Origin of the sequence: Micromonospora sp. WMMD737 (assembly GCF_049179055.1) — a bacterium.
In the GTDB taxonomy this organism is placed as follows: domain Bacteria; phylum Actinomycetota; class Actinomycetes; order Mycobacteriales; family Micromonosporaceae; genus Micromonospora; species Micromonospora reichwaldensis.
The window spans coordinates 2,290,565-2,316,850 of the sequence record NZ_JBMHMH010000001.1; the positions used below are offsets into that span (position 1 = coordinate 2,290,565).

Consider the following 26,286-nt stretch of genomic DNA (forward strand, 5'->3'; position numbering starts at 1 on the left):
CCGTGAACCGTGCACCGGTCGAGGTCGACCCGCATGCCGGCCCCGATGACGAGGAGGTGACCCCGGCAGCGGGAGCGGCACGGGCCCGACACCCTGCCGACCGCCGGTGGGCAGGGTGCGCTACGGCGAACGGCGCGACAGTTCCGGCATCCGCTGCGTACGGCCCGTCGCGACTCGGCGCACCCCCACCGCATGACGAACGGGCGCTACCGGATACGGAACGTCCGGGTGGCGTACGGGCCGAACGCGATCCCTTCGTTGGCATCGAGCACCTGAGCCGCGCCATTCTCCGCCAGATCACACTCCGTCATCGAGCCATCGACGCCGTAGACCCGCGCGATCACGTGCGCCGAGGCAGGGTTCCACAGCCGGAGCACCGCGCCATCGCCGTCCTCGGCGGGCTTGAGCGCGGACACCTGCGCGCCGTCCACCCGCATGCCCTCGACCGGTGCGGGAGCCGACAGGCCGGGTCGCAACTGGTACGCGCGCATCGGCGCGCGTCGCCGCGCGGCTGCCGCGGCCAGCGGCGCCTCGTCGGTGTCCAGCCGGACGCCGATCGATGCCCGGACTTTCCGCCGGCACTGCGCCTCGGGTGTACGCATCTGCGGACCGGCTCCCGCGGTGCGGGCACGCAGGTCAGGGCGGGAAAGCCAGCCCACCGCACGCAGGATCGTCACGGCCAGTGCCGGCGGGTCACCGGCGATGCCCTGCACCTCGGGAAGCCCGGGGGCGAGGACGGCCAGGCCGGGTAGCGCGGACCAGGACCGCACGGGGGCCACCCCGGCGTCGGCCTCGTAGCCGCGTTCCGTGGGCAGCGGCCCGAGCGGCGCCTTGAGCGGCCGGTCCAGGGCGCTGAAGTGGGTGTCGGCCCGCCACGTCGTGGCCGGCGCGTCCGTCGGGAAGTGCGCCTGGATCCGGTGGTCCTCGGCGACGTTGTCGAACTCGACGCTCCAGTCGAGTTCCGGCACGCCCGCCCAGAGCGTGGCCGTGACCGTCAGCGGCAGCGTGACCCGCTCGGCCGAACGGGCGCCGCGGTCGGCGGTCAGCCCGATCGGCACGTCCAGGTCGGCTCGCACCACGATCCGGGACGAGACGTCGCTGACGTGGATGCGCGCGTCACGCAGCACCGGCACGACCGTCTCGTCCGAGACCGGCGGGTCGTAGGTGTAGGTGTCGCCCGCGTCACCGACGTCCACCAGCCGGCCGAGGCCGGGCAGCGTCCGCCCGGAGGCGGCGTCGACGAGCGTGAAGGAGGCGTCGTCGGCCACGGTGAGGGTCCACCCGTCCCGGGTGAGACTGCGGCCCGGCGCCCCGTCGTCGGGGGTGGCCGGCTCGCCCTCGACCACCGTCGCCGTGTAACCCGTCCAGCCGCCGGCCGGGGCGTCGCCGAGAAACGCGATCCGGTGCCGCACGGTCTCCCGGGTGTCCGGGAGGATGTCCAGGTCCGCGCAGAACAGCGGGGTGGGCTCGACCTCGCGCAGCTCGTACGGCACGACCGCGCCGTCGGCGTCGGCGAGCCCCGCGACGGTGTGTCCGGGGGCGGTGTACACGTCGACGACGACCGGGCCGGTGGTCGCCGCGGCGTGCGGGTTGAGGACCACCACGGCGGCGGCGTCGGTGACCGGGTCGCCGGCCAGGCGGGTGTCGAGGCCGAGGTCGAGCAGTGCCCGCTCGATGAGGTGCTCGCCGACCTGGGTGGCTTTGGCGTAGCGCACCTCGTTCTCCCGGTGCACCTCGTCGACGGAGCAGCCGCAGATGGAGTCGTGCGGGGCGTTTTGCAGCACCAGGTCCCAGGCGTGCCGGAGCAGCCCGACCGCCGAGGCGCGTCCCGCTCGGACGTTGAGCGGTTCCGCCCACGACTCCAGCAGCGTCTCGGCCGCCGCGTTGGCCTGCTTGAGATAGAGGCGGGTGGAGAGGGTGCCGGCGAGCACGAAGGTCAGCCAGTCGCCCGGGTACCGCAGCTCGCCCGACACCACCGCGTCGGCAGGCATGCGGTCCCGGATCCGCTCGAAGTAGCCGGCGAGCGTGCCCTCGGTGGCGGCGAGCCCGGCGGGCAGCGGCCGGGGGGCGAGGTGGTCACCGCCGTTGAGCAGTAGATACGGCCCGTCGGCGTCCCGCCCGGACTGCTTGGCGCGGAACGCGTCGAGCCGCTCCGGCGCGGAGGCGGCCTCCCACAGCACCTCCGGCTCGTAGTAGCCCTGGTTGACCGCGATGACCGACGAGCCGTCCGGGGAGCGCCAGGTGAACCGGGCGTGCCGGGGCGGGGCGCCCCGCCAGACCAGCGCGGTGTCCAGGCCGAAGCCGCGCAGCACCCGGGGCAGATCGGCAGGGTGACCGAAGGCGTCCGGGCAGTAGCCGATGGTGGCCAGTTCCAGGCCGAGGTCGGTGGCGACGCGGCGGGCGGTGAGCAGGTTGCGGATCAGGTTCTCGCCGGAGACGAGCTGGTTGTCGGCGAGCACGTGCCAGGGGCCCACCTGTAGACGGCCGGCGGCGGCGTGGGCGCGTACCCGTTCGGCGAGGTCGGGCCGGACGGCGAGCGCATCGGCCGCCGTGATGGTCTGCCCGTCCAGGTGGAACGTGGTCAGCTCACCGCGGTCGAGCTGGTCGCAGACCCGCTCGACAAGCTCGGTGAGGCGGGCGCGGAAGGACTCCATCGGCCGGTACCACTCGCGGTCCCAGTGGGTGTGGTGAACGACGTGGATGGTCATGACAGCTCCCGGGAGGTGACGAGGGCGGCGGCGAAACGCGAGGTGACCACGGCGGGCCGGGTGATGGCGGTGCCGACGACGACGGTGTGGGCACCCCGGCGCAGCGCCTCGGCGGCTTCCTCCGGTGTGTTGATCCGCCCCTCGGCGACGACGGGGACGGACAGCCGATCGGCCAGCGCGCCGACCAGGTCGAGGTCGGGGTCGTGCGGCACCGCCCCGCCGGTGTAGCCGGAGAGGGTGGTGCTGACCAGGTCGACCCCGGCGAGGACCGCGGCATCGGCGTCGGCGACGCTGGCGACGTCGGCCATCACCAGCACGCGGTACCTCTCGCGCAGCGCCACCACGGTGTCGGCGAGGCTACGGCCGTCCGGACGGGGGCGCCGGGTGCCGTCCAGCGCGACGACGTCCGCCCCGGTCTCGGCGACCGCACGGGCGTGCGCGAGGCTCGGGGTGATGTAGACGCCGCTCGTGCCGTCCTTCACCAGCCCGATCAGCGGGGTGTCCGGCAGGGCGGCGCGCAGCGCCCGCAGGTCCGCCAGTCCCTGGGCCCGGATGCCGGCGGCACCGCCGACCAGGGCCGAGCGGGCCAGCGCCACCATGTGCGCCGGCTCGTCCAGCGGCTCGCCGGGATCGGCCTGGCAGGAGACCACGAGCCGGCCGCGGATCTCGTCGAGCACCGTCATCGGGTGAGGTCCTCCAGTATGGCCCCGAAGGGGCGGGTACGGTCCACGAACGATGGGGTCCGGCCGAGCGAGAGCGCGGCGCGGCGTAGCGCAGCCGCGTCAGCGGCACCGGCGGGCCGGTCCGGGTCGACGGTGAGCGAGGCGGCTCGCTCACCCTCGAGCGCGCCGTGCGCGGCGGCGAGGTGGACGGCGGCGAAACGGGGATCGTCGGTGGACACGTCGGCGATCCAGGCCAGCGGCACCCCGGCGGCGACCAGGTCACGCTGCACGGCGATCAGCAGCGCCGGGTCGGTGAGCACGTCACCGACCGACCGCTGCTGTGCCGCGCACCGCGCGGCGAGCGTCCCGGCGGCCTCGCCGACGGCCCACTCGCCGTGGTGCACCCGGTACGCGGCGGCGGCGATCTGGGTGGCGCCGACGTTCTTCGCGGCAGCGAGCAGGTTCACCGCGCCGCGCGGCACCAGCGCGGACGCCGGGATCGTGAACGGCGCGGTGGGTCGGTACACCGGTGCCGGGTGCCCGGTGCGCTCGTGCAGGTCGATGTGGTACCAGGTCACTCCGAGCGAGCCGAACAGGTGCCGGGCGCGGGCCCGGCCCTCGACCGGAGCCAGGTCGTGTCCGGTGACCGGCGTGTCGACGACGATCCGCCGCGACTCGCGCAGGTACGGCGCCTCCGCGAAGCCGTCCGGTGTGCCGGCCGCATCGGGGGACAGTCGCAGGCCGGCGAAGCCGTGCCCGCCGTCCTCGCGCGGCGCCTCGGTACGCAGCCAGTGCACGAACGCGGCGGTCAGCTCGCGGCCGGCCCGTTCCGCGCCGGCCGGGTCGCCGAGCGGGTCCTGCCCGGCGCAGTCGTTGGACGCCCAGTTGAGCACCACCAGCTCCGGGGCGGCGGCCCGCAGCCGCCGGTAGGTCCAGAAGGGAGGCTTGCCGTCCGGACCGCATGTGAACATCCGGTAGCGGTGCAAGCCGCCGTCCCAGCCGGCGATGTCGAAGGAAAGGCGGTCACGCAGCTCGGCGTATCCGGCGGGGGCCGGGCCGGTGAAGTCGGCGCCGGGGTGGTGCTCGACCAGTGCGCACCACGTGAAGGACTGCTGCGCCGCCGGATCGGGACCGCCGGGCACGGCGTCCGGTTCCCCGTACGCGTCGCGGCCCTCGGAGCCGTGCACGGTGGCGAAGCCCGCCAAGGGCGCGAGGTCCCCGCGCTCGGTTGCGTCGCAGAAGACGGCCGCGGCCAGAACGGTGCCGTCGTCGAGCGTGACGTCGTGGACCCGGCCGGCCGAGGCCCGGGCGGCGACCGGCGACCGGCCGGTCAGCACCCGCACGCCGGCGTCGGCGAGCAGGCCGTCGATGATCCGCTCGGCGACAGCCGGCTCGAAGCAGAGCCGGCTCACCCAGCCGCCGCCCGGGTTCACGATCCCGCCGTAGTGGGCGCGGACGGCGTCGCGGAACGCCCGGTACGAGGCCGACGCGCCGAAGGTCTCGATGTGCGGGTGCTCGTCGAGCGCCGGCAGGGCCTGGGTGGTGACCTGGCCGCCGACCCGCGAGTACTCGTCGGTCAGCACGACGCGGCGACCGGCGCGGGCGGCGGCGAGGGCCGCGGCCACTCCACCGAGGCCGCCGCCGATGACGGCGACGTCGGCGGTGACCGTCGGGGCGGGACTGCTCAACACTCCTCCAGGACGAAGTCGATCTCGTAGGTGCGCTGCCACGGCAGAGTCACCGAGCCGGCAGCGACCCGCAGGCCGGGCACCGCCCGCAGCTCCCGCCAGCGTGCGTCGATCAGGTCGGCGATCCGGGCGGTCACGGCCGGCGCCTCGGCGTCCGGGATGTGGTCGTGCCGGGTCGGGTCGGTGCCGCGTTCGCGGCGCAGCCGCGGCCGGGCGTACGACATGTAGGTGTGGTCGTCGACGAGGCGGTGGGCGAGCAGCCGGCGGGCGGCTGCCTCGTCGAGGGTCCCGCGGGCACGGCCCACCTGGTAGGCGACCAGCGTCGCGAGGGCGCTGCCGAGGGTGTTGCCGGCGGTGTTCCAACCGGCGAACCCGGCCAGCCGGGCGAGGGAACCGTCGGCGGCGAGGTCGGCGACGAGGCACGGGTCCGCCCCGTTGCCCAGTGCGCAGTCGGCGAGGGCGACGGTGCGGCCCTCGGCGAGCAGGCGGCGCACCAGTGCGGCGGTGCGGGCGGCCGGCGCGGGGGCGGTGTTTCCGGGTGGGGCGGTGGCCCAGTCGGCGTCACCGGGCTGCGGCGTGTGTACGACCAGCACGGCCTCGGCGTCGGCGAGGTTCACCAGGGCGGCACCGGCCGCGGCGGCCTGGCTGGCGACGCCGGTGCCGATCGGGACCGGTTCGTAGCGGGCCACCTGGTCCAACCCGTCCGGCTCGGCACACGCCACCGCGACGTTCGGTCGCTGCCCGGCCGCCGTCGCGAGGGCTCGGGCCACCAGCACCGACCCGATCTCGTCGGCACCCGGGTGGGCGAGCACCCGGGTGTCCAGCTCCAGCCAACTGGTCCAGGTGCGCAACCACCGCCACTCGGCGGTGCCGACCGCCGCGAGCGCGGTGTCGTCCGCGCCGATCACCAGGGTGTCCAGCGCTTCCTCGGCGGCGAGGGAGAGCGCGACCTGGTTGAGGGTGTGGTTGCGCTGCCGGCGACGCAGGAAGTCCTGACGCATGTCCGCGGGCACGTAGGTCCGGGGCGCAGTGCCGGCGCCGTCGAGGGCACGGTGCAGGTCGGCGGAGTACGCGTGCAGCGCCCGCCCGTACGTCGCCCAGTAGTCGGGTTCCTCGCTGGCGTCGTCGGCGTCCGGGGTGCGCTGCACGACGGTGGCGGCGTGTACCGGTCCGGCGACGTCGCGCAGCGCCGCCCAGCGGGTGAGCACGGCCGACACGGGTTCGGAGTGCAGCCGGGAGGCGATCAGCCCGCCGTGGCCGAGGGTCTCCAGGGCGACGACGGCAGCCTCGGTGGGCGTGGCGCGCAGCCAGTCGGCGAGCCGGTCGGGGTCGCCGGGACGGCGGCCGGCCGGCAGCAGAGCCGCCGGGGGCGTGTCGACAGTGGCCCCGGCGACAGCTGCCACCATCGCCGGCAGCACCCGGCACACGGGCCGGTCGTCGAGCGGGATCAGCGCGAGCCGGTTCACCGGACCACCGTCCGCTGCGGCGCCGCCGCGGCGCTGCCGTCCCGGTGGCGCCGCCCGGCCGACCGCTGCTGCCTACCACCCGCCAAGCCGGCGTCGACCTGGCTCGCGGCGACACCGGTGGGGGCGGCGCGGGTCGGTCCGGCGGGGTCGATCCGTGACGGCAGCGCGCGGAGGGCCGCCTCGGCGGCCCCGACGAGCTGGGCGTCGGTGCCGAGCGCGGCCGGCACCAACGGCACCGTGCCGAGCACGGGCAGGCAGGCGGCGGCGAACGCGGGACGCAGCGCGTCGAGCAGCTCCGCAACGGCCGCACCGCCGCCGATCACGACCGCATCCGGGTCAAGGGTGTTGGCGAGACCGGCCAGTGCGGTGCCGAGTGCCTCCCCGGCCAGGGCCAGCACGGCGCGGGCGTCCGGATCGCCGGCGCGGGCACGGCGTACCACCTCGGGAAGGTCGCCGGCGGCGTGTCCGGAGGCCGTCACCAGCCCGGATGCGGCCGCCTGGGGGCGACCGGCGCGGGCCGCGTACGCGGCGGTCATCGCGGGTCCCGACGCGACGGCCTCGACGTGGCCTGTGGCACCGCACGGGCAGGGCCGGCCGGCGGCCTGCGGAACCGGCACGTGACCCAGGTGCCCGGCGGCGCCGTGCCGGCCGGTGAGCAGCCGGCCAGCGGCCAGGACACCGCCGCCGACGCCGGTCCCGACGGCCACGCCGAGCACGGTCGGCAGCTCGCGACCCGCGCCGTGCACAGCCTCGCCGAGGGTGAATGCCTGCCCGTCGTTGAGGACGGCCCCGGGCAGCCCGAGCCGGACCCCGAGGCCGGCCACCACGTCCACCTCGGACCATTCGCGGATCGACGAGGTGGCGGCGGTCACCCGCCCGGTGGCCGGGTCGACCAGACCCGGCGCACCGACGCCGACCGCGACCGGCGCACCGCCGAGCGAGCGCACCAGCTCGGCCGCGGTGTCCAGGACGGCGGCGGCGCCGGCGGTGGCCGGGGTGGGCGCCTGGGTACGGACCAGCACGGTCCCGCCGCGGACCAGCGCTGCGGCGGTCTTCGTGCCACCGATGTCCACGGCGGCGAGGACGGGGCGGGTCATGGGGTCCTCCTGGCCACGGTGATGCGGAAGTCGTAGCGGTCGGCGCGGTAGAGGCTCTCGGCCCGCTCGACGGCCGTGCCGGTCTCGGTGTAGGTGATCCGGTCCACCCGCAGTGCCGGCGAGTACGGCGCCACCTGCAACAGCCGGGCCTGGTCGGCGTCGACGACGGTCGCGGAGATGACCTGGTCGGCGTGGTGCGGGCCCAGCCCCCGCTCGGCGAGCACCTCGTACAGCGAACCGGCGACGACAGCGGTGTCCAGCTCGCCGATCCGCCCGGCGGGCAGCCATGCCTCCTCCACGCACATCGGCAGCCCGTCGGCGAGCCGCAGGCGGCGGACGTGCACCACGTCCGCGCCGGGCGAGACGGCCAGGTCCCGGGCGACCTGTACCGACGCCGACGCGACGGTGAGGTCGAGCAGCCGGGAGTCCGGAGTGAGCCGGCGGTTGCGCATGTCCTCGCTGAACGAGGTGAGCACGAGGGACTTGGAGATGGTGGCAGGGTCGGCCACGAAGGTACCGGCGCCCTGGGCGCGGTAGACCAGTCCCTCCTCCTCCAGTCGGCCGATGGCCTGCCGGACGGTCGCCCGGCTCACGCCGAAGCGGGCGACCAGCTCACGTTCGCTGGGCAGCGGGTCATGCGGTCGCAGGTCAGCGCCGATCTCGGCGCGCAGCGCCGTGTAGAGCGCCTCGTGCTTGTAGCCAACCTTGTTGAGCACACTCACCCCTTCACGCCACCTTCGCCGACCCCGCGGAAGAACAGCCGCTGCAGGGCGAAGAAGACTGCCATCAGCGGCAGCACCGCGATCATCGTGCCAGCGGCGACGACCCGCTGGTCGTTGGTGAAGGTGCCGGACAGGTACTGCAGACCCACGGTCAGCGTGAAGTTGTCCGGGTTCTTCAGCACGATCAGCGGCCAGAGGAAGTCGTCCCAGGCGAAGAGGAAGCTGAACACGCCGACGACGGCGAGCGAGCCGCGCACGCTGGGCAGCGCCACCTTCCAGAACCGGGCCCACTCCCCCGCGCCGTCGATCGAGGCGGCCTCCTCCACCTCGCGGGGCAGTGCGAGGAAGGCGGTCCGCATGACCAGGATGGACAGGCCGGACACCGCGCCGGGCAGCAGCACGCCGAGCAGGGTGTCGACCAGGCCGAGGCTGCGCACGGTCAAAAAGACGTTGACCATGATGACCTCGAACGGCACCACCAGCGACGCGAGCACGGCGGCGAACACCGCGCCTCGGCCACGGAAGCGCATCCGCGCCAGCGCGTAGCCCGCCATCGCGCCGAGCAGGCAGTTGGTGAGCACGCTGGCGGTGGCCACCATCGCCGAGTTGGCGATGTAGCGCCAGACCGGGATGACCTCGGCGACCTTGGCGAAGTTGCCGAGTGTCGGGTCCTGCGGCAGCCACGTCACGTCGGGGCCGTAGATCGGCTCGGCGGTGCCCTTGAGCGAGGTGAGCAGCTGCCACGCGAATGGTCCGACCAGCAGCACGGCCATGACTAACAGCAGGACGTAGCGCAGAGCCACGGGGCCGTGGCGCCTCATGCCTCGCTCCTCTCGTTGCGGCGACGCAGCACCAGCGCCAGGACGGACAGACCGAGGGTGCCGGCGAAGAGGACAAGGCTCATCGCCGAGGCGTACCCGATCTCGCCATCGACGCCGAGGCCGACCTCCCGGATGTAGTAGACGATCGACTTGGCCTGCCCGCCCGGGCCCGCGGTGCCGGAGGACATCACGTAGATCTCGGCGAAGACCTTGGTCGCGGAGATCGCCGACAACGCGCCGACCAGCAGCATCGTCGGGCGTACGGTCGGCACGGTCACCGACCGGAACCGGCGGATCGCCCCGGCGCCGTCGACCTTGGCCGCCTCGTACAGCTCATTCGGCACGTTGGACAGGGCCGCCAGGTAGATGACCATGTAGTAGCCGAGGCCCTTCCAGACGGTCACCAGCATGCAGGCGAAGAGCAGCAGCGTCGCGTCGGTGAGGAACGGCAGCGGCTCGGCGACGATCCGCAGCTTGAGCAGGACCGCGTTGACCAGGCCCTCGGAGGACAGCAGCCAGCTCCAGATCAGTCCGACCACCACCATCGAGGCGATGACCGGGGAGTAGAAGACCGCCCGGAAGGCACCGATGCCGGGCAGCTTGGCGTGCACCAGCTGGGCCAGCAGCAGCGGCAGCAGCACCAGCGCCGGCACCACCACGACCAGGTAGAGGCCGGTGTTGCCCAGGGCGCGGAAGAACTCGTCGTCGGCGGCGAGCCGGCGGAAGTTGGCCAGGCCGGTGAACTCGCCGCCGCCGAGCGCCTGCGCGTCGGTGAAGGCGAGCACGCCGGTGTTGGCCAACGGCCCCCACGTCATCACGGCGGTGACGACCAGGGCCGGGGCGAGGAAGAGCCAGGGCACGTACCAGCGACGGCCGATCACGTCGGGAAGCTCCTGTCGGTTGCGCGGGGTGGTGGCGCCGCCCGCCGGGGGGCAGCGGGCGGCGCCGGCGGTGGTGCGGACCTACCGGGCGAGCAGCTTGTTCGCCTCGGCGACGGCCTCGTCCAGGGCGGTCTTCGGGTCGAGGTCGCCCTTGACGGCGAGCTGGACCTTGCCGATGACGGTCGCCTTGGTGCGGTCGTCCCACTGCACCGGGGTGAGGTTCTTGGCCTTGGCGATCTGCTCGGCGGAGATCTTGCGGGCCACCGACGTGGGGTCGGTGTCGGTGACCTGGGTGAAGTACGGGTCCTTGAGCGAGTCCGCGGTGGACGGCAGGATCGTCACGATCTTGGCGAAGGCGAGCTGGTTCTCCGCGTTGGTGACGAACTTGGCGAACGCCAGCGCGGTGGCCTGGTTCTTGCTCTTACGGGGGATCAGCAGACCCATCACCGACATGTTCGTGGTGCCCTCGGCGCTGGCGATCTGGCCGGCTACGCCGGTGGCCTTCGCCACCGCCGGGGCGTTCTCGCCGACCACCTTGAGGAAGTTCGGGCCGGAGGGGAAGAGCGCGCTACGCCCGGCCGAGTACGCCTCGGTGGCCTTCGAGTGGTTCTCGGTCAGCCAGTCGGGGGCGATCGCCTTGCTGGCGTAGAGGTCGCGCAGCGTGGTCACGTACCGCACGGCCTCCGGGGTGTTGAAGGTCCACGCCGAGGCGTCGGCGTTGAGCAGCGGCACGCCCAGCTTGGCGAGGTTCGGCACGAAGGTGTTCTCCAGCGCCGGGTGCCACCCGTAGAAGGCACCCTTGCCCGCGGTGGAGAGCTGCTTGGTCTGGGCGAGCAGCTCGTCGATCGTCTTGGGCGGGGAGTTCGGGTCGAGGCCCGCCTTGGCGTAGAGGTCCTTGTTGTACATGGTGACCTCGCTGGTGAGGTACCACGGCAGGCCGTACGCGCCGTCCTGGCCGGGGACCTTGAAGGCGTCCCACGCGCCGGGAACGTAGCTGCCCTTGACGTCGGCCGCGTTTTTCTCCAGGTCAACGAAGACGCCCTGCTTCTCGAGCTTCTGGGCGAAGTTGGGGTTCAGGTTGACCACGTCCGGCAGCGTGCCGGCCTGGGCGTCGTTGGTGATCTTCTCCTGGGCGCCCTGGAACGGCAAGTCGATCCAGTTGACCTTGGTGCCGGGGTGCTTCGCCTCGAAGTCGGCGACGAGCTTGTTGATGTACTCGTCGAACGTCGGCTTGAGCGCCAGCGTCGAGAAGGTGATCTCACCCTTGACCTCGCCGCTGATCGTGTCGCCGCCGGCACCGCCGGAGGTGGCGTCGTCGCCGCTGGACAGGCCGCAGCCACTGACGAGAAACACGGCCGCCAGGGCGGCGGCCGCGAAGGCGCGGGTACGCCTCATGAGGGGTCCTCCAGAGGGGGTAGTGGTACGGACCAGTGCCGGTGACTCTGACCCATGAACGACCCCTGGTCAAGTCCTGCCTGCGATTAGATGACGGACATCCCGTTTAGGCGGCACAGCGAAGCCTTGACTTGTCCGTACCACCGGGACCACGATGAGCCGCATGCCCACCCCCACCCCCCTGCGCCGGATCACCGTCGCCGGCATCGCCGGAGCCCTCCTGCTCGGCCTGACCGCCGTCCCGGCGTCCGCCGCCGACCCCGGCCTGCCGACCGTCGTCGCCGCCGACGGCTCCACCGCCACCATCGACGCGATCAACCCCTCCTCGCGAGCCGCCGGCATGCTCGCCCTCTACACCCCGGACGCCGGCGCCGAGACCAGGACGAACGCCTTCGGCGGCGAGGCTGTGCTGCGCGCGCTCGGCGGGGGCACGTACGAGGTGCTCAGCGTCTGCACCGTCTTCGACGCCTGCCCGAAGCCCGGCAACAACACCATCCCGACCGACGGGGCGGTCCTGTCCGCCTCCCCACCCGAGGCCGGCGGCACCGACGACCGGCGCTTCATCCGCGACCGCCTGCGCGCCGGCGACCGGGTAGATCTGCGTAACCTGCTCATCCGCACGGCCACCACCACTCTGACCGCCACGGACCCGACCGCGGCCAGCCACCCGGGCGGCGTCGACCCCGCCACCGGCCAGTGCTTCCCGGGGTGCCGCGGCGCCGAGCAACTGATCGCCTACACCTCCGCCGCCGCCCGCCCCACCACCGGCACCAACGACTTCGGCTACGAGATCACCGTGACCGGCGACCGGGTCACCGCCCGCGGCGGCGGCAACAGCGCCATCCCGGCCAACGGATTCGTGCTCTCCGGGCACGGATCCCGCGGCTCCTGGCTGGAGGGCAACGCCCCACTGGGCGCGAAGGTCACCCTCGACGGCAACACCGTGACCGTCGAGGTCGACGCCCAGAGCCACCTGCTCGGCGCGGAGCGGGCCGCCGCCTCCGCCCGCACCGCCGCCACCGCCGCCGTCGCCTCCTGCCTCGCTGTCGACCGCGCGTCGATCGACACCGCCCTCGCCGAGTCCACCGGCCTGCTCGACCAGGCCCGCACGGCCGCCGCCACCGACCCGCAACGCGCCGCCGAACTGGCCCGCGACGCCACCCGCCGCGCCGACGTCGCCGGCTACCGCACCCGGGAGTCGCGCTCCGTCGAGGGTCGGGGCCTCTGGGTACGCCCCATCGAGACCACGCCCGAGCAGATCCGCGCTTCCCTCGACCGGATCGCCGCCGCCGGCTTCAACATGGTCTTTCTGGAGACCGTCTGGGGCGGGTACACCATCTACCCCAGCGGCGTCGCCGAGCGGGCCGGCATCCCCGCCCAACGGCCGGAGATGCGCGGCTTCGACCCGCTGAAGGTGTGGATCGACGAGGCACACGCCCGGGGCGTGGAGCTGCACGCCTGGACGCACACGTTCTTCGTGGGCATCGAGGCCGGCGGCGGTCCGGTGCTCAAGGCCCACCCGGAATGGGCCGCGGTCGAGCGCGAGGACGTCGGCAGGACCGGCCCGCAGCCGTCCCGGATGGAGCCCGGCTACTTCTGGGTCGACCCCGCCATCCCCGCCGTCCGTGCCCACGTGCTCGCCACCTACGACGAGATCCTGCGCGGCTACGACGTCGACGGGCTGCACCTGGACTACATCCGCTACCCGGTGTCGCTACCGTACGGCGCGGACTTCTCGTACTCGGCGTACAGCAGGCAGACGTTCGCCGCTGCGCACGGCGTCGACCCGTACACGCTCGACCCGCAGTCGCCGCTCTGGACGACCTGGAACGCCTGGCGAGAGGAGCGGATCACCACCTTCGTCGACGAAGTCCGCGCGCTGCAACGCCGCATCGCCGGCGACCGCAAGCTATCCGCGGCCGTGTTCGCCGACCCGACCGACGGGCTGAGCAAGAAGTTCCAGAACTGGGGGGCGTGGGTCGACGACAACACCCTGGACTTCCTCACCGGCATGTCCTTCGGCACCTCGGCCGGCTCCGTCGGCCAGGACACCGCGGTGATGCGCGAGCGGGTCGGTGACGTGCCGCTCTACACCGCCACCTACGGGCCGCTGCGCGGCTCCTCCCCCGACCTGGTCCTCGACCAGGTGCAGGCGGTCAACGACGCGGACTCCGACGGCGCGGCGCTGTTCGCGTACAACCAGCTCAACGCCCGCCAGCAGGAGGCACTGCGGGAGGGATCGTTCCGCACCCCGTCGGTGGTGCCGCACGCCGACCACCGGGCGGCGGCGCTGCGCGGCGTGACCGCCCTGCGCGACGGCCTCACCAGGGCGACCGCCTGCGCACCCGCCGCCGTCACCGCCGAGGTACGCGCCCGGCTCACCGTCGCCGCCGCGCTGCTGCGTCCGGGCCTTCCCCCGGCCAGTGTCGCGGCGGCCGCCAGACAGCTCGACAGGGCGGCGACCGCCGCGTCCGGCTGGGGCAACGCGGTGCAGTCGGACTTCGCCCGGCGCACGGTCCGCGACCTGCGCATGTACGCCCGTTGGGCGGACCTGGCCCAGTGATCGCAGCAGGGGGTGGCGCGAGCGCGACGCCCCCTGCTGCTCCCCCGGCACCCCCCGAAAGAGAGGCTCGACGATGCGCCACCGCACCCTCCTCGGAACCCTCGTGGCCGCCCTGGCCGTCCTCCTGGCCGGCGCCGTGCCGGCCGCCGCCGACACCACCGTCCCCGACACCGCCTGGATGACCGGCGCACCCGCCGGCCCCGGCGGCACCGTGGCCCTGGCCGACCTCGAGCAACTGCCGGGCGGCGTCACCGGCAACCCGATCGTCGTCAGCAACAACCCCGAGACCTTCACCGGCAACGGCTGGCTGATGCTCCACTCCCGCAGCACGCCCGCGCGGGGCGGCTCCGCACGGCCGCTGTCGGGCACCTTCCCGCTGTACCTCTACCACCAGAACGGCACGGCCAGCACCCGCTACCTGCACGTGCTCATCTCCAACCCGAACGGCGCCCCGGTCACCGTGACCGTGCGCGGCGCCGCCTACACCAACGCCCAGAAGCCGCTGGTGTCCGACCCGGCCCAGCGTGCCGGCACCGGGCCCTGCTACGCCGTGGCCGACGCCTGGCTGCGGGGAACCACGACGACCTACCTCAACGGCGTCAGCGTGAACCCCGGTAAGGCCACCCAGCTCACCCGCATCACGATGAACGCGTCCAACATCGCCGACGGCCGCTTCGAGATCACCGCCAGCGCTGGCGTGTACGTCTACACCGTCGTCACCAGCGACGGCAACACCACCACCGCCACCAACCTGTCCCAGCAGAACGCCTCGTACGCGCCCGGGAAGATCGCCACCGAGACGGCCACCACCTACGGCCGCGAAGCCGGCGTGTACGCCACCTCGGCCTGGGACACCGGACAGGTCACCCTGCCCGTCCCGGCTGCGGGGAGGCATCTCGGACTGGCGGTGAACACCACCGTCCGACAGCGCGCCGACCTCGACCAGACGACCGCCGGCCTGGCCACCCACAGCGACTCCTCCAGCCGCAGCTGGGGCAACTACGGTCACCGATACACCATCCGGCTGCTGTTGCAGAATCCCAGCACGGCCGCGCGGACGGTTCGGCTCACCTTCGCCTCGAACGTCACCGGCGCCACCGACGTACCGGGCAACACCTGGAACGGCCCGGCCGCCGTCACCGTGGACGGCACCACCACCGTCCAGACCCTCTACACCCGCCCCACCGCCGCGCTGGACCCGATCGGCACGTACACGATCGGCCCGGCGGCCAGCCGCTCGTTGGTCGTCGACCTCTACGTGCCCGGTCTCATCACCGCCGGGCAGCAGTTGCTGCTCCAGACGATCTGACCGGCCAGCACCGAGCGTCTCGTTTCGTTGCCGGACGCGTCCGTTCACCGAAGTGGGTCCCGCCGGGGTGGCCAGCCCAGAAACCGCATCACCGGAGGGCAGGTCACCCCACCGGTGCATCTGCAACACCGTGCCCGCCTCGCCTGCGGTGTCCGGATAGCCGGCATGGGGACGGTAGAAGCCGCCACTGCGGTCTGCCGCCACCTCGTCCGCCTGATGACGGTTCAGCACCGCCGGCGCTCGTGCGCCCCCAACTCCACCACCACCGGCTGCGCGGCCTCCTGCGCACTGGCACCCTGATCAGGCATCGGTCCCGCCCTCCGACAGAGCCCGGCCCACCGGCGGGGCACCCAACCCGCTGCGAGTACCTGCAATCGGAGGTCATCACCTCGGCAACCGCACGGTGTTCCGTATGCGCTCACGGAGCGCTGCTCCCACCCTTTGACACCCGAACCACACTTCGTGAATAATGGTGCGTAGTTCGAGGGGGAGTACCCACCTACCGGACACGTCGGCCGTCAGTACGGACCACCAGGGTTCCGGTCGCGTGAGCCGCCGCACCGTAGGCGGTTAGGGGAGACCTTCGACCAGCAAGCCGGCGCCACGCGTCGGCCCGGTCGAGGGGAGATGCCGACATGTCCGCACCCTGGTGGGCCTGGGTGGCCCTGATGCTGGCGATCGCCGTCATGTTGGCGGTCGACCTGTTTCTGCATCGCGACAACCACGTGATCGGCTTTCGCGAGGCGGCGGTCTGGTCGGGAATCTGGATCGCTGCCGGTCTGGCATTCGGGGTGCTGCTGTGGGTGTGGCAGGGCGGCGACGTGGCCGGCACCTACTACGCCGGCTACCTGATCGAGAAGGCGCTGTCGGTCGACAACGTCTTCGTGTTCGCCCTCATCTTCACCTACTTCGCGGTTCCCGCGTCGGTGCAGCACAAGGTGCTGTTCTGGGGCGTCATCGGCGCCCTGGCCTTCCGGCTGGTGTTCATCTTCGTCGGCGCGGAACTCCTCGAAACGTTCTTCTGGACCGCGTACGTCTTCGGCGTCTTCCTCATCTACACCGGCTGGAAGATGGCCTTTCAGCACGACGCCGAGATGCACCCCGACCGCAACATCGTCGTCCGCATCGTACGCCGGATCGTCCCGACCGACGCCCGCTACCACGGCGACAAGTTCTTCACCCGCATCGACGGCAGACGGGTCGCGACCCTGCTGTTCGTCGTGCTCATCGCCGTCGAGGCCACCGACCTGATCTTCGCCATCGACTCCGTCGCCGCGATCCTGGCGATCACCACCAGCACGTTCATCGTCTGGACCGCCAACGCCTTCGCCATCCTCGGCCTGCGCAGCCTCTACTTCTGCCTCGCCGGACTGCTGCGCCGCTTCGTGCACCTGCACTACGGCCTGGCGTTCCTGCTCGCCTTCGCCGGCGTCAAGCTCATCCTCTCCGAGACCCCCGTTGGAAAACTGCCCATCCCGGTCACCCTCGGCGTCATCGTCGCCACCCTCACGATCTCCATTGGCTGGAGCCTCGCCGCCACCCGCAGCCAGAGCGCACCCGGCGACGACGCCCACCGCTGACCGGAGCAGAAGTCATGACGCAGCTACCCCTTCCCGCCGATCCCGACACCGCTGCCCGGGTCGCCGTCGGCACCCACCCCACCTACGCGGACGCGCAGCACACCGTGGACCACTCTCCGACCACGGGTTCCCGGTCCAGCACAGCATGACCGTCGGATCGAACCTGCGGCTGGTCGAGACGTCCTCGGCCGGATGACCACACCCCGCGTCGCAGCAGCCGGCGCGGGGTGTGCCGCCTGGCTCGGCGTACTCATCGGAGCCCTGCTGACGGTCTTCACACCGCAGGCATGGTGGCTGGTCATGCCGGTCACCACCGCCGCCGGCGCGGCCCGGGCGGCGCCGCCGGCGGGCTCGCTGTGCGACCGGCAGTGGTGTCCCGGAACCGCCAGGTGCTTCCCCACATGGAAGCGCAGCGGTCCGAGCGGACCTCGGGCAGATCACCGACCGCTGGCACCTCGACCGGGAGTTCACACCGGCCACCGGCGGCGACGATCGGAACGCGGCCCATTGACGGTGGCAGCGGGTCGTCACCGCGGTCCGGGAGTGGGCGGCGTGAACGAAAGAGGGGCGACGGCATGAGCGGTGCGCTGGACGGCATCCTGATCGCCGACTTCAGCCGGGTCCTCGCCGGACCGTACGCCACCATGCTGCTGGCCGACCTCGGCGCGGGTGCGGTCGGCCAAGTCGTACCAGTCCACCCGGCAACGCTCCCGGGCCACCTCCAGCACGCCGTAGCCGTGCCCGTCCAACTCGGTCTCGGACACGTCACTACCACATTTCGATCACGGGCCGAGCAGGTTGACCTGCGCGGAGACGATGACCAGGCCGGGTACCGGTATCGATGCTGGCCTGCAGGCCTGTCGGGTCAAGGTAGTTCCTACTCCGAGTAGGCCGTCCGATCCTCCACGGGGTCGGTTGGCCCGCCTGGCTTATTGCCTGGTGGGACGTCAGCGCATTGGCCTGTCGGTGGACAGGCGGTCGAAGTGCCAGCCTGATGTCGCTCGTCGGCCGCGCCTTCGGCGAACCTAGTCAACCCTGCCAGGCCGTCGCCGCCATCCTGTTCGGCTCTCTGCGCTCCGCCGGCGACGTCAACATCCCGGTAGCGATCTCCATCGGCACCACCGCGCTCATCATGGTGACGCTGTCCGTCCTGCTCGTTCCCGCGCCGGGCACCCTCCCGCTGCCCACCCTCAACCTCGGCGTCGCCGGGGCCTGGATCGCCCTGCTCACCGCCGAAGCCGTCAAGGCCATCCTCTTCACCCACCGCTGGCGACGACATGCCTGGACCCGTCACCGCCTCGTCGACCACACCCTCACCGACGACCGCGCCACCACCCCGTAGGACCGACCCCTCAGCGATGGCCCGTTGACTCGCCCGCGCGGTCGCTCGGTCCGGGTCAGGCGCAGCGACGGCGATATGGGGCGAGCCAGAGCCCGGAAGCAACCGCGCCGACGCCGGAGCGACGAGCGCACGGGCGGCTGGGGCGTTCCCCTCCGATGGCGTTCGTCGATACCGGGCACTCTTCGCCGTCGGGGTCTGCCAAGTCCGTGGTGGACCAGCCCCGCAGCTGCTCATCGACCTGACAATGATGTTGCCCTTGACGCTTGTGGCGGTCTCGGCGAGCCGATCGGTGTCGAAGAGTCTCCCGTCGAGGATCACGTGCGACCAGCCGTCGGCGACCCGGGTGAGGGCGTCGTGCAGGGTCGGTGTCTGCACCGCCAGTACCCGCACGACCTCGGCGACGTATTGGTACGCGGTGGCCCTGGGCACCCCGAAGCCGGCTCCGAGGGTGGTCTTGTCTTCGCCCTTGCGGAACCACACCAGCACCAGAAGCGCCTGGGTAGAAGCACGTCAACGCCCGCGCCCGACAGACGTCGGGTGCTCACCTCCCGACGCTCAGCGCGCAACAGCGGCGCCAGCGCGATGTGGGAGGCCCGCAGCGGCGGCACGCCCAGAGGGTGAATCATGACGTGATGGAATCGACCTGGACGCAGCTACTGGTGGGGCTGCTCGCGGTCGTTGGGATCTTCGTCGCGGCGGCGCTGGGCGCGGCGCTGTTGGCCTGGGCACCGATGACCGGCCGCGATCCGGCGCGAGCGCATAACCGATGGCGGTCGGTGGCACGTGGCCTGCGTGAAGGTGCGCGACGGCTGGCAACCCTGGTCGGGATCGGGGTACGTCGGTTCCGCGTGCCGTCGCCGGTGACCACGTGGCTGACCGACACGGCGCGGCATCCGGCTCGGCTGGTGGTGCTGGGCTTTGCGGTGGCGGTACTGGCCGGTTCCGCCTTGTTGTCGCTGCCGTTCGCCACGGAGAGCGGCCGTAGCGCACCGCTGGTGACGGCGGTGTTCACCGCGACGTCGGCGGTGTGCGTGACCGGGCTGGTCATCGAGGACACCGGTACATTCTGGTCCGGGTTCGGCGAGGGGGTGATCCTGGGCCTGATCCAGATTGGCGGCTTCGGGATCATGACGCTGGCGTCGCTGCTCGGCCTGCTGGTGGCGCGCCGGCTGCGGATGCGCTTGCAGTTGGGTACCCAGGCGGAGACGAAGGCGATCGGGATCGGTGAGGTCCGCCGGGTCGTGCTGGGTGTCATGCGGATCAGTCTCATCGTCGAGGCGCTCGTAGCGGCCGTGCTGGCCTGGCGGTTCGCTGACGGTTACGGCCACAGCACAGGTCGGGCGGTGTATCTGGGAGTGTTCCACGCGATCTCGGCGTTCAACAACGCCGGCTTCGGCCTGTACGCCGACAGCCTCATGCGGTTCGTCGAAGACCCGCTGATCTGTCTGCCCATCGCTGCTGCCGTGATCATCGGCGGGCTCGGCTTCCCGGTGCTGTTCGAGCTGCGCCGCGAGTTCCGCGCGCCGCGCCGTTGGTCGCTCCATACCAAGATCACGCTGGGGATGACGGTCATGCTGCTCGCCGGTGGCTGGTTGGCGATCAGCATCACGGAGTGGTCGAACCCCGGGACGCTGGGCGGCCTCGGGATCGGCGGCAAGCTGCTCGCCGGATTCGCCACCGCGGTGATGCCGCGCACCGCCGGGTTCAACAGCCTCAACGTGGCCGAGTTCAACGACGTCACGCTGCTCATCCACGACGTGCTGATGTTCATCGGCGGCGGCAGCGCCGGCACCGCCGGCGGCATCAAGGTCACCACGTTCGCGCTGCTCGGCTTCGTCATCCTCGCCGAGATCCGCGGCGAGCCGAGCGTGCATGCCCTCGGCCGTCGGCTACCCACTGGCGTACAGCGCCAAGCGCTGACCATCGCGCTGCTCAGCGTCGCCGCCGTCGCCGCGTCCACCATCGCCCTGCTGGCGCTGACCCCGTTTCGACTCGATCAGGTGCTATTCGAGGTCACCTCGGCGTTCGCCACCGTCGGGATGTCCACCGGCATCACCGCGCAGGTTGGCACTGCGGGGCATGTCATCCTGATCCTGCTGATGTTCGTCGGCCGGTTGGGTCCGATCACCGCCGCAACCGCGCTGGCGCTGCGCGAACACAGCCGCCGCTACGAATTGCCTGAGGAGCGACCGATCGTTGGCTAAGAAATCCGCGACCCGCAACCGCATCGCCGTGCTCGGTCTGGGCCGCTTCGGCGGTTCCATGGCGCTCGAGCTCATGCGCCAGTCCTGGGAGGTCGTCGGCATCGACGCCGACCCTGCCGTGGTGCAGACCTACGCCGACCAGCTCACTCACACCGCCGTCGCCAACACCACCGACGAGGTCGCCCTGCGGCAGCTCGGCGTACACGAGATGGCCCACGCCGTCGTCGGCATCGGCACCGCCCTCGAAGCGGGCATTCTCACCACCGCGCTGCTGGCCGACCTCGGCGTACCGAACATCTGGGCCAAGGCCGTCAACCGGCAGCAAGCCCGCATCCTCGAGCGCGTCGGCGCCCACCACGTCGTGCTTCCCGAGCACGAGATGGGCGAACGCGTGGCCCACCTGGTCACCGGCAAGATCCTCAACTTTATCGAGTTTGAGGACGACTACGCCATCGTCAAGACTCACGCTCCCGAGGAGACCTTCGACAAGACCCTTGCCGACTCAGCGCTGCGCTCCAGGCACGGCGTCACGGTGGTGTCGATCAAGCGGCCCGGTGAGGACTTCACCTACGCCGCCGCCGGCACAGTCATCTATGCCGGCGACATCCTCATCGTCGCCGGCAACACACGCAACGTCGAAGCGTTCGCCAACTTGAGCTGACACGATCGAATGCCAAACCCCGGGCACGGACGATGCCTTGATGTCCTGATCCTTCAGGAAGTGCAGGTCACGTCGACGAACAACCGGGCTCGCGCGATCGTCGGCAAGATGGGTAGGACAAGCGGGGCCGGCTTCAACGCACACGTCCACTTCGCGGCCGCCGACCATCCCGGCGATCGCTGCGGTAGCGGCACAGCATGGATGGGCAACGCGATGACCAGCGTGTCGCCGGTAGGTGTCGGTGGGTCAGCGGGCGGTGGTCAGCGGCACCGCTTCGCCGCCGTACTCGATCCGCAGCGGCATGTGCGGGTAGAAGGCGGTGATGACGGCCCGATGGCGGTCTGGGCTGTCGACAGCGACGACGACGCAGCTACCCATGTCGGTGCTGGTGCCGTTGATGTCGATGCCCTGGCTGTGCCAGTAGGCCCGGTCGTGGAAGACCTCGGATTGCCAGCTGGTGAGCTGCCGTTCGGAGTGCACGGCGTCGACGAGCAACACGTTCGTGGCCGGAACGAGGCCGCGGATGGCCTGGTCGAGGGCACGACCGGAGGGTATGCGGTGCACCGCCAGGACGTTGGCCTCGACGTGCAGTTCGACGCCGGCGTACGCCTGGGGCCACCGCTGCCGGGCCGCGTCTTCGACGGCGGCGCCGGCGTCCATCAAGTCGTCTTGGTGCGGCCAGAAGGAGCGGCCGGGTGACGGAACTGGTTGCTGTGATGCCGGGGCATGCACGACGCAGGAGCCCGGAGGGGGACCCGCAAGCGGGGGCCCTGCGACCGCGGTGGGTTGGGCGCAAGCGGTGAGCACGGCGAGGGCCGACGATGCGAGGAACGCGAGCGAGAAATTGCATACGCGCATGCTGGACCTCCTCGACGACAGATCCCGCCCAACAAGACGCTCTCAGTCTTAACGAACAGGTCGGGGATTCGACGTGACAGCCCCTGGAACGGTTCGGACGTTCGTCCGGCATCAGCTGGCACGGATGCTGGTGCCCACCCACCCGGAGGCGGTGTACGCGTCGGCGTACCAGCGACGCCCACCACCGGGACGGCCGCTCCCTCAGCGCTGCCCAGCGACCCCCCGGGAAGGTCGATCGTGGCCAGACACCCACATGCCTTCGCGGCAGGGCCTTGACCCCGGCGAGAGCGGCACCTTACCTTCCTGGATCAGGAAAGTTTGTTCACTGTTTCGCATCGCCAACCGCCCGGGAGGGCACATGCGCGGAACGTTCCCCCGCCGGCTCGCCACCTTCGTCACCGCTCTGACCGTCCTCGCCGCCGGCACCCCGGTCGCCGCCGCCCAGGCCTCGCCGTCCAGGGTGTCCCAGCGGGACGGCTTCTACCAGGTCGGCTACTTCACGCAGTGGGGCATCTACGGCCGGGCCTTCCCCGTCAAGAAGCTCGACACCTCCGGGGCCGCCGCGAGGCTGACCCACATCAACTACGCGTTCGGCGACGTCACCGCCGAAGGGCTCTGCGCCTCGGGCGACGTCTGGGCGGACTACCAGCGTCCGGTGTCGGCCGAGGAGAGCGTCGACGGGGTCGCCGACGCGGCCGGCGAGTCGCTGAACGGCAACTTCGACCAGTTGCGCAAGCTCAAGGCGAAGCACCCCGGTCTGCGGGTGCTCCTCTCGCTCGGCGGCTGGAGCTGGTCGACGTACTTCTCCGACGCGGCCCTGACGCCGGAGTCCCGGCGGGCCTTCGTCACCTCCTGCGTGGACCAGTTCATCAAGGGCGACCTGCCGGTGGTCGGCGAGGTCGGCGGGGCCGGCTCGGCCGCCGGTGTCTTCGACGGCATCGACCTGGACTGGGAGTGGCCCGGCTCGGCGGGCGAGCCCGGCAACATCATCCGCCCGCAGGACAAGCAGAACTTCACCGCGCTGGTCGCCGAGTTCCGCCGCCAACTCGACGGCTACGGCCGGGTCACCCGCAAGCACTACGAGCTGACCGCGTTCCTGCCGGCCAACCCGGCCGCGATGGACGCTGGCTTCGAGACCAAGAAGATCTTCAAGGACTTCGACTTCGCCACCATCCAGGGCTACGACTTCCACGGCACCTGGGAGTCGGTGACCAACCAGCAGTCCGCGCTACGCCGGTCGGCCGCCGCCCCGGACAACCCGGACTTCACCGTCGAACGAGCCATCAACGGCTGGCTCGACCGGGGCGCGCCGCGCGGCAAACTGGTGCTCGGCATCCCGTACTACGGCCAGGGCTGGACCGGCGTGACCGGCGGCGGCAACGGCCTGTTCAAGCCGGCCACCGGCCCGGCGCCGGGCACCTGGGCACCCGGCAACGAGGACTACAAGGTGCTGAAGAACCTGCCCGCGCAGGGCTACCGGGTGCACCGCGACCTGCGTACCGGGCACGCCTGGCTCTTCGACGGCACCACCTTCTGGACCTACGACGACCCGGCCACCGTGCTGCAGAAGACGCTCTACATCCGCAAGGAGCGCCTCGGCGGGGCGATGGTCTGGTCGCTCGACGGTGACGACGATCAGGCCACCCTGACCCGGACGATCGCCGCCGGCCTCTGGACCCCCTGACCCACCCGCACCGACGCGCCGCCGCGCTCCCCGAGCTGGGGACGCGGCGGCGCGGCCGTGGTCGTTCCGCCTCCTTCGGGTACGAGTCGATCCATGGGCGGCTCCGCGGCCGGCCGCAGGTGCCTCTGATCCGGGGATCTTGTCGACCCGGGGTCTCCGACTCCGGCACCTGCCCCGACATCTTCGCCCAGACGGGGGCGTAACCGATGCCGCCTGCGGCTGGTTGATCCGGGTGGCGTGGGCGGACGCCCGGGGCACGCGTCACGGCCTGGGGGGTGAGCGGTGCAGCGCAGACTCGTCGCCCTCGCCCCGGTGCTCGTCGGCGCGCTCCTGCTGCATCTCAGCGTCGCCTGCCGCCCGCCGCTCGCGGCCACGGACGCGCACCAGACTCGCCCACCGGCGACCGCGCCAACCCACCCCGGCCCGCCGCCCGCGACGCCGTCGGATGCCGAGTCCCGCGCCACCGGCGGTCTCCCCGCCGCGCAGGTCGATCCGGTACGCATCGAGGCGCACCTCGCCGTGGCCACGCTCACCGCGCGGACCGGGCAGCCGCAAGAGCGGATCATGGTGGCGAGCTTCGCCGGCAAGACGTGCGGATCGGCCGCCCGCCCCGGGCGCAACAGCCCGGCCAGCGACCGCCGCGACCCGGTGACCCAGATGGCCTGCGCGCCGCCCGACGCGCCGTTACGCCGGGACAACACCGTCGACGGGCGTCCGATCGTGGCGGTCGCCCCGCCCGAGGCGGTGCGACCGAGCGTCCTGCGCTGCTGAGCGGCGCGCGCCGCAGGCCCCGGCCGCCCGTCGACTCCGAGTGAGCGCCGGCCGAGCAGCGGCACGCCGGCCCGGAGCGGTCGGAAGCAAATCCCCCGCACCCACGCCCCGCCACGCGGTCGCCCGCCGACCACGCACGCCTTCCCGCTGGCGTACCCGCCGATCGCAAGCCGGCGGGTACGCGCGGCGCCCCCGTTGCTCGCCCCGCCGCCTCCCCGGAGTGGACCATGACCTCTGTCGCCCTGCCCTGGCGCACCCTGCGCACCGACCTGCCCGCCTCCCTCGTCGTCTTCCTCGTCGCGCTGCCGCTCTGCGTCGGCATCGCCGTCGCCTCCGGCGTACCCGCCGAACTCGGCCTGGTCACCGGCATCGTCGGCGGCCTCGTCGTCGGGTTCATGCCCGGCAGCAGCCTCCAGGTCAGCGGCCCGGCGGCCGGCCTGACGGTGCTGGTCGCCGAGGCCGTGGACCGCTACGGCCTGGCCGGACTCGGCACCATCGTGCTGGTCGCCGGCCTGCTCCAGGTGGCGCTGGGGCTGCTGCGGCTGGGCCGCTGGTTCCGGGCCATCTCCGTGGCGGTGGTGCAGGGCATGCTCGCCGGCATCGGCCTGCTGCTCATCGTCGGGCAGCTCTACGTCCTGGCCGGCGGCACGACGCCGCACTCCGGGCCCGGCAAGTTCACAGGCCTGCCCGGCCTAGTGGGCGAGGTCGTCAGGTCACACCCGGCCCGCGTCTCGCTCGCCGTCGGCGTGGCCACCCTCGCGGTCATGCTGCTGTGGGACGCCCTGCCCGGCCCGCTGCGCACGGTCCCCGGCGCGCTGGTCGCCGTGGTCGCGGCGGCCGGGGCGACCGCCGCGTTCGGGCTCCCCGTGGACACCCTCGACGTCGAGGGCCTGCTCGCGGCGGTACGACCCTCGCTCGGGCACTGGGGCACCCTCGCGGACGTCGGTGTGCTCGCCACCGTCGCCACGTTCACGCTTGTCGCCTCGGCGGAGAGCCTGTTCAGCGCGGCGGCGGTGGACCGGCTGCACCACGGCCCGCGCACCGACTTCGACCGGGAACTCGTCGCCCAGGGCACCGGGAACACCCTCTGCGGCCTACTCGGCGCGCTGCCCATGACCGCCGTCATCGTGCGCAGCTCCGCCAACGTGCGGGCCGGCGCGCGGACCAAGGCGTCCCGGGTGCTGCACGGGGTCTGGCTGCTGCTGTTCACCGCCGCCGTGCCCGGCCTGCTCGGGCTGATCCCGCTGGCCGCGCTCGCCGCCGTGCTCGTCCACGCCGGGGTGAAGCTGATGCCGCTGCGGGCGGTGCCGGAGCTGTGGCGGGGGCAGCACCAGGGCGAGGTGGTGGTGCTGGCGGTGACCGCCGGAGCGATCGTCACCACCGACATGTTCACCGGTGTGCTCGTCGGCCTCGGCCTCGCCGTCGTCAAGACCGCCTGGGAAACGTCCCACGTGCGGGTCACCGTCCGCGACCGCGGCACGGGGCCGATCGAGGTGTCGATCGCCGGCAACGCCACCTTCCTGCGGCTGCCCACCATCCTCACCACGCTGAACGGGCTGCCGGCCGACCGGACCGTGCGGCTGGACCTGCGCGGCCTGCGGCACGTGGACCTCGCCTGCCGGTCGGCACTGGACTCCTGGATCGACACGCACAACGGCAACACGGGCGTCTCCGTGCACGTCGTGGCGCCGCGTCCGGCGGAGGACGACCGGGACCGGATGGCGGACGCCGCCGAGTGAGCTGGCGCGGAGGCGGCCGGCGCGCCCGCTCAGGCCGGGCAATCTGCGAAGACCAGCGCGCCACGAACAGAACGCCGATTACTGCCAACCGAATTGGACCCATTTCGGCTGGTCACAGCCGGCAGAAGATCCAGG

The 26,286-nt window shown here is 72.3% G+C and carries 20 protein-coding genes and 1 pseudogene; 11 read left to right on the forward strand and 10 right to left on the reverse strand.

Annotated elements, in window-relative coordinates; genetic code table 11:
* Positions 1-206: 206 nt before the first annotated feature.
* The 9 genes from ACN27A_RS09025 to ACN27A_RS09065 form a co-directional block, all read right to left on the reverse strand.
* Positions 207-2,708, reverse strand: coding sequence for a hypothetical protein (locus ACN27A_RS09025; RefSeq protein ID WP_421451379.1), 2,502 nt, complete (start codon positions 2,706-2,708; stop codon positions 207-209).
* Positions 2,705-3,391, reverse strand: a complete 687-nt coding sequence (locus ACN27A_RS09030; RefSeq protein WP_421451381.1) for an N-acetylmannosamine-6-phosphate 2-epimerase — start codon at positions 3,389-3,391, stop codon at positions 2,705-2,707. The genes ACN27A_RS09025 and ACN27A_RS09030 overlap by 4 nt, the downstream gene beginning before the upstream one ends.
* Entirely contained in the window at positions 3,388-5,058 is a 1,671-nt protein-coding gene (locus tag ACN27A_RS09035; RefSeq protein WP_421451383.1) for an FAD-dependent oxidoreductase, read from the reverse strand. The genes ACN27A_RS09030 and ACN27A_RS09035 overlap by 4 nt, the downstream gene beginning before the upstream one ends.
* Complete coding sequence (locus ACN27A_RS09040; RefSeq protein WP_421451386.1) at positions 5,055-6,524, reverse strand: DUF4127 family protein; 1,470 nt, start codon at positions 6,522-6,524, stop codon at positions 5,055-5,057. Before ACN27A_RS09040 ends, ACN27A_RS09035 begins: the two co-directional genes overlap by 4 nt.
* Positions 6,521-7,621 carry an ROK family protein gene (locus ACN27A_RS09045; protein ID WP_421451387.1) on the reverse strand — a complete coding sequence of 367 codons (1,101 nt, stop codon included), beginning with the start codon at positions 7,619-7,621 and terminating at the stop codon, positions 6,521-6,523. Before ACN27A_RS09045 ends, ACN27A_RS09040 begins: the two co-directional genes overlap by 4 nt.
* On the reverse strand, positions 7,618-8,337 hold the full coding sequence (locus tag ACN27A_RS09050) for a GntR family transcriptional regulator (RefSeq protein ID WP_421451390.1): 720 nt from the start codon (positions 8,335-8,337) through the stop codon (positions 7,618-7,620). Before ACN27A_RS09050 ends, ACN27A_RS09045 begins: the two co-directional genes overlap by 4 nt.
* Positions 8,338-8,339: 2 nt before the next feature.
* Positions 8,340-9,164 (reverse strand): carbohydrate ABC transporter permease, encoded by an 825-nt coding sequence (locus tag ACN27A_RS09055; RefSeq protein ID WP_421451393.1) that lies wholly within the window; start codon positions 9,162-9,164, stop codon positions 8,340-8,342.
* Positions 9,161-10,045, reverse strand: a complete 885-nt coding sequence (locus ACN27A_RS09060) for a carbohydrate ABC transporter permease (protein ID WP_421451396.1) — start codon at positions 10,043-10,045, stop codon at positions 9,161-9,163. The genes ACN27A_RS09055 and ACN27A_RS09060 overlap by 4 nt, the downstream gene beginning before the upstream one ends.
* 81 nt (positions 10,046-10,126) lie before the next feature.
* Positions 10,127-11,440 carry an ABC transporter substrate-binding protein gene (locus tag ACN27A_RS09065; RefSeq protein WP_421451398.1) on the reverse strand — a complete coding sequence of 438 codons (1,314 nt, stop codon included), beginning with the start codon at positions 11,438-11,440 and terminating at the stop codon, positions 10,127-10,129.
* A 163-nt stretch (positions 11,441-11,603) separates the two neighbouring features.
* Between ACN27A_RS09065 and ACN27A_RS09070 the strand changes: the two genes are divergently transcribed.
* The 8 genes and pseudogenes from ACN27A_RS09070 (at position 11,604) to ACN27A_RS09105 (ending at position 21,099) form a co-directional block, all read left to right on the forward strand.
* Positions 11,604-14,003 (forward strand): glycoside hydrolase family 10 protein, encoded by a 2,400-nt coding sequence (locus tag ACN27A_RS09070; protein ID WP_421451400.1) that lies wholly within the window; start codon positions 11,604-11,606, stop codon positions 14,001-14,003.
* A 73-nt stretch (positions 14,004-14,076) separates the two neighbouring features.
* Positions 14,077-15,312 carry a DUF3370 family protein gene (locus ACN27A_RS09075; protein ID WP_421451402.1) on the forward strand — a complete coding sequence of 412 codons (1,236 nt, stop codon included), beginning with the start codon at positions 14,077-14,079 and terminating at the stop codon, positions 15,310-15,312.
* 635 nt (positions 15,313-15,947) lie between these two features.
* Entirely contained in the window at positions 15,948-16,892 is a 945-nt protein-coding gene (locus ACN27A_RS09080) for a TerC family protein (protein WP_421451405.1), read from the forward strand.
* A 14-nt stretch (positions 16,893-16,906) separates the two neighbouring features.
* Complete coding sequence (locus ACN27A_RS09085) at positions 16,907-17,041, forward strand: hypothetical protein (RefSeq protein WP_421451408.1); 135 nt, start codon at positions 16,907-16,909, stop codon at positions 17,039-17,041.
* Positions 17,042-17,467: 426 nt separating this feature from the next.
* A pseudogene (locus tag ACN27A_RS09090) lies at positions 17,468-17,524 on the forward strand (hypothetical protein); the annotation flags it as partial.
* 362 nt (positions 17,525-17,886) lie between these two features.
* Positions 17,887-18,234 carry a hypothetical protein gene (locus ACN27A_RS09095; RefSeq protein ID WP_421451410.1) on the forward strand — a complete coding sequence of 116 codons (348 nt, stop codon included), beginning with the start codon at positions 17,887-17,889 and terminating at the stop codon, positions 18,232-18,234.
* A 632-nt stretch (positions 18,235-18,866) separates the two neighbouring features.
* Positions 18,867-20,438, forward strand: coding sequence for a TrkH family potassium uptake protein (locus ACN27A_RS09100; RefSeq protein ID WP_421451412.1), 1,572 nt, complete (start codon positions 18,867-18,869; stop codon positions 20,436-20,438).
* Entirely contained in the window at positions 20,431-21,099 is a 669-nt protein-coding gene (locus ACN27A_RS09105; RefSeq protein ID WP_421451415.1) for a potassium channel family protein, read from the forward strand. Before ACN27A_RS09100 ends, ACN27A_RS09105 begins: the two co-directional genes overlap by 8 nt.
* Positions 21,100-21,345: 246 nt before the next feature.
* Here ACN27A_RS09105 and ACN27A_RS09110 read toward each other — a convergent pair whose 3' ends face one another.
* On the reverse strand, positions 21,346-21,759 hold the full coding sequence (locus ACN27A_RS09110; RefSeq protein WP_421451418.1) for a hypothetical protein: 414 nt from the start codon (positions 21,757-21,759) through the stop codon (positions 21,346-21,348).
* A gap of 556 nt (positions 21,760-22,315) precedes the next feature.
* Between ACN27A_RS09110 and ACN27A_RS09115 the strand changes: the two genes are divergently transcribed.
* From ACN27A_RS09115 to ACN27A_RS09125, 3 genes are all read left to right on the forward strand, one after another.
* Positions 22,316-23,641, forward strand: a complete 1,326-nt coding sequence (locus tag ACN27A_RS09115; RefSeq protein WP_421451421.1) for a glycoside hydrolase family 18 protein — start codon at positions 22,316-22,318, stop codon at positions 23,639-23,641.
* 282 nt (positions 23,642-23,923) lie between these two features.
* The gene (locus ACN27A_RS09120) at positions 23,924-24,412 is read left to right on the forward strand and encodes a hypothetical protein (protein ID WP_421451423.1); all 489 of its coding nucleotides are present in this window, start codon (positions 23,924-23,926) and stop codon (positions 24,410-24,412) included.
* A 227-nt stretch (positions 24,413-24,639) separates the two neighbouring features.
* Positions 24,640-26,151: a SulP family inorganic anion transporter gene (locus ACN27A_RS09125; RefSeq protein WP_421451426.1), complete on the forward strand. Its 1,512-nt coding sequence runs from the start codon at positions 24,640-24,642 to the stop codon at positions 26,149-26,151.
* The last annotated feature ends 135 nt before the right edge of the window (positions 26,152-26,286 follow it).

What these genes read in the sequence shown, in the direction of transcription:
- ACN27A_RS09065 (WP_421451398.1), bottom strand. Translation starts at nt 11,440, where the DNA reads ATGAGGCGTACCCGCGCCTTCGCGGCCGCCGCCCTGGCGGCCGTGTTT.
- ACN27A_RS09085 (WP_421451408.1), top strand. Translation starts at nt 16,907, where the DNA reads ATGACGCAGCTACCCCTTCCCGCCGATCCCGACACCGCTGCCCGGGTC.
- ACN27A_RS09030 (WP_421451381.1), bottom strand. Translation starts at nt 3,391, where the DNA reads ATGACGGTGCTCGACGAGATCCGCGGCCGGCTCGTGGTCTCCTGCCAG.
- ACN27A_RS09115 (WP_421451421.1), top strand. Translation starts at nt 22,316, where the DNA reads ATGCGCGGAACGTTCCCCCGCCGGCTCGCCACCTTCGTCACCGCTCTG.
- ACN27A_RS09080 (WP_421451405.1), top strand. Translation starts at nt 15,948, where the DNA reads ATGTCCGCACCCTGGTGGGCCTGGGTGGCCCTGATGCTGGCGATCGCC.
- ACN27A_RS09100 (WP_421451412.1), top strand. Translation starts at nt 18,867, where the DNA reads ATGGAATCGACCTGGACGCAGCTACTGGTGGGGCTGCTCGCGGTCGTT.
- ACN27A_RS09095 (WP_421451410.1), top strand. Translation starts at nt 17,887, where the DNA reads ATGTCGCTCGTCGGCCGCGCCTTCGGCGAACCTAGTCAACCCTGCCAG.
- ACN27A_RS09075 (WP_421451402.1), top strand. Translation starts at nt 14,077, where the DNA reads ATGCGCCACCGCACCCTCCTCGGAACCCTCGTGGCCGCCCTGGCCGTC.
- ACN27A_RS09070 (WP_421451400.1), top strand. Translation starts at nt 11,604, where the DNA reads ATGCCCACCCCCACCCCCCTGCGCCGGATCACCGTCGCCGGCATCGCC.
- ACN27A_RS09025 (WP_421451379.1), bottom strand. Translation starts at nt 2,708, where the DNA reads ATGACCATCCACGTCGTTCACCACACCCACTGGGACCGCGAGTGGTAC.
- ACN27A_RS09055 (WP_421451393.1), bottom strand. Translation starts at nt 9,164, where the DNA reads ATGAGGCGCCACGGCCCCGTGGCTCTGCGCTACGTCCTGCTGTTAGTC.
- ACN27A_RS09110 (WP_421451418.1), bottom strand. Translation starts at nt 21,759, where the DNA reads ATGGACGCCGGCGCCGCCGTCGAAGACGCGGCCCGGCAGCGGTGGCCC.
- ACN27A_RS09045 (WP_421451387.1), bottom strand. Translation starts at nt 7,621, where the DNA reads ATGACCCGCCCCGTCCTCGCCGCCGTGGACATCGGTGGCACGAAGACC.
- ACN27A_RS09125 (WP_421451426.1), top strand. Translation starts at nt 24,640, where the DNA reads ATGACCTCTGTCGCCCTGCCCTGGCGCACCCTGCGCACCGACCTGCCC.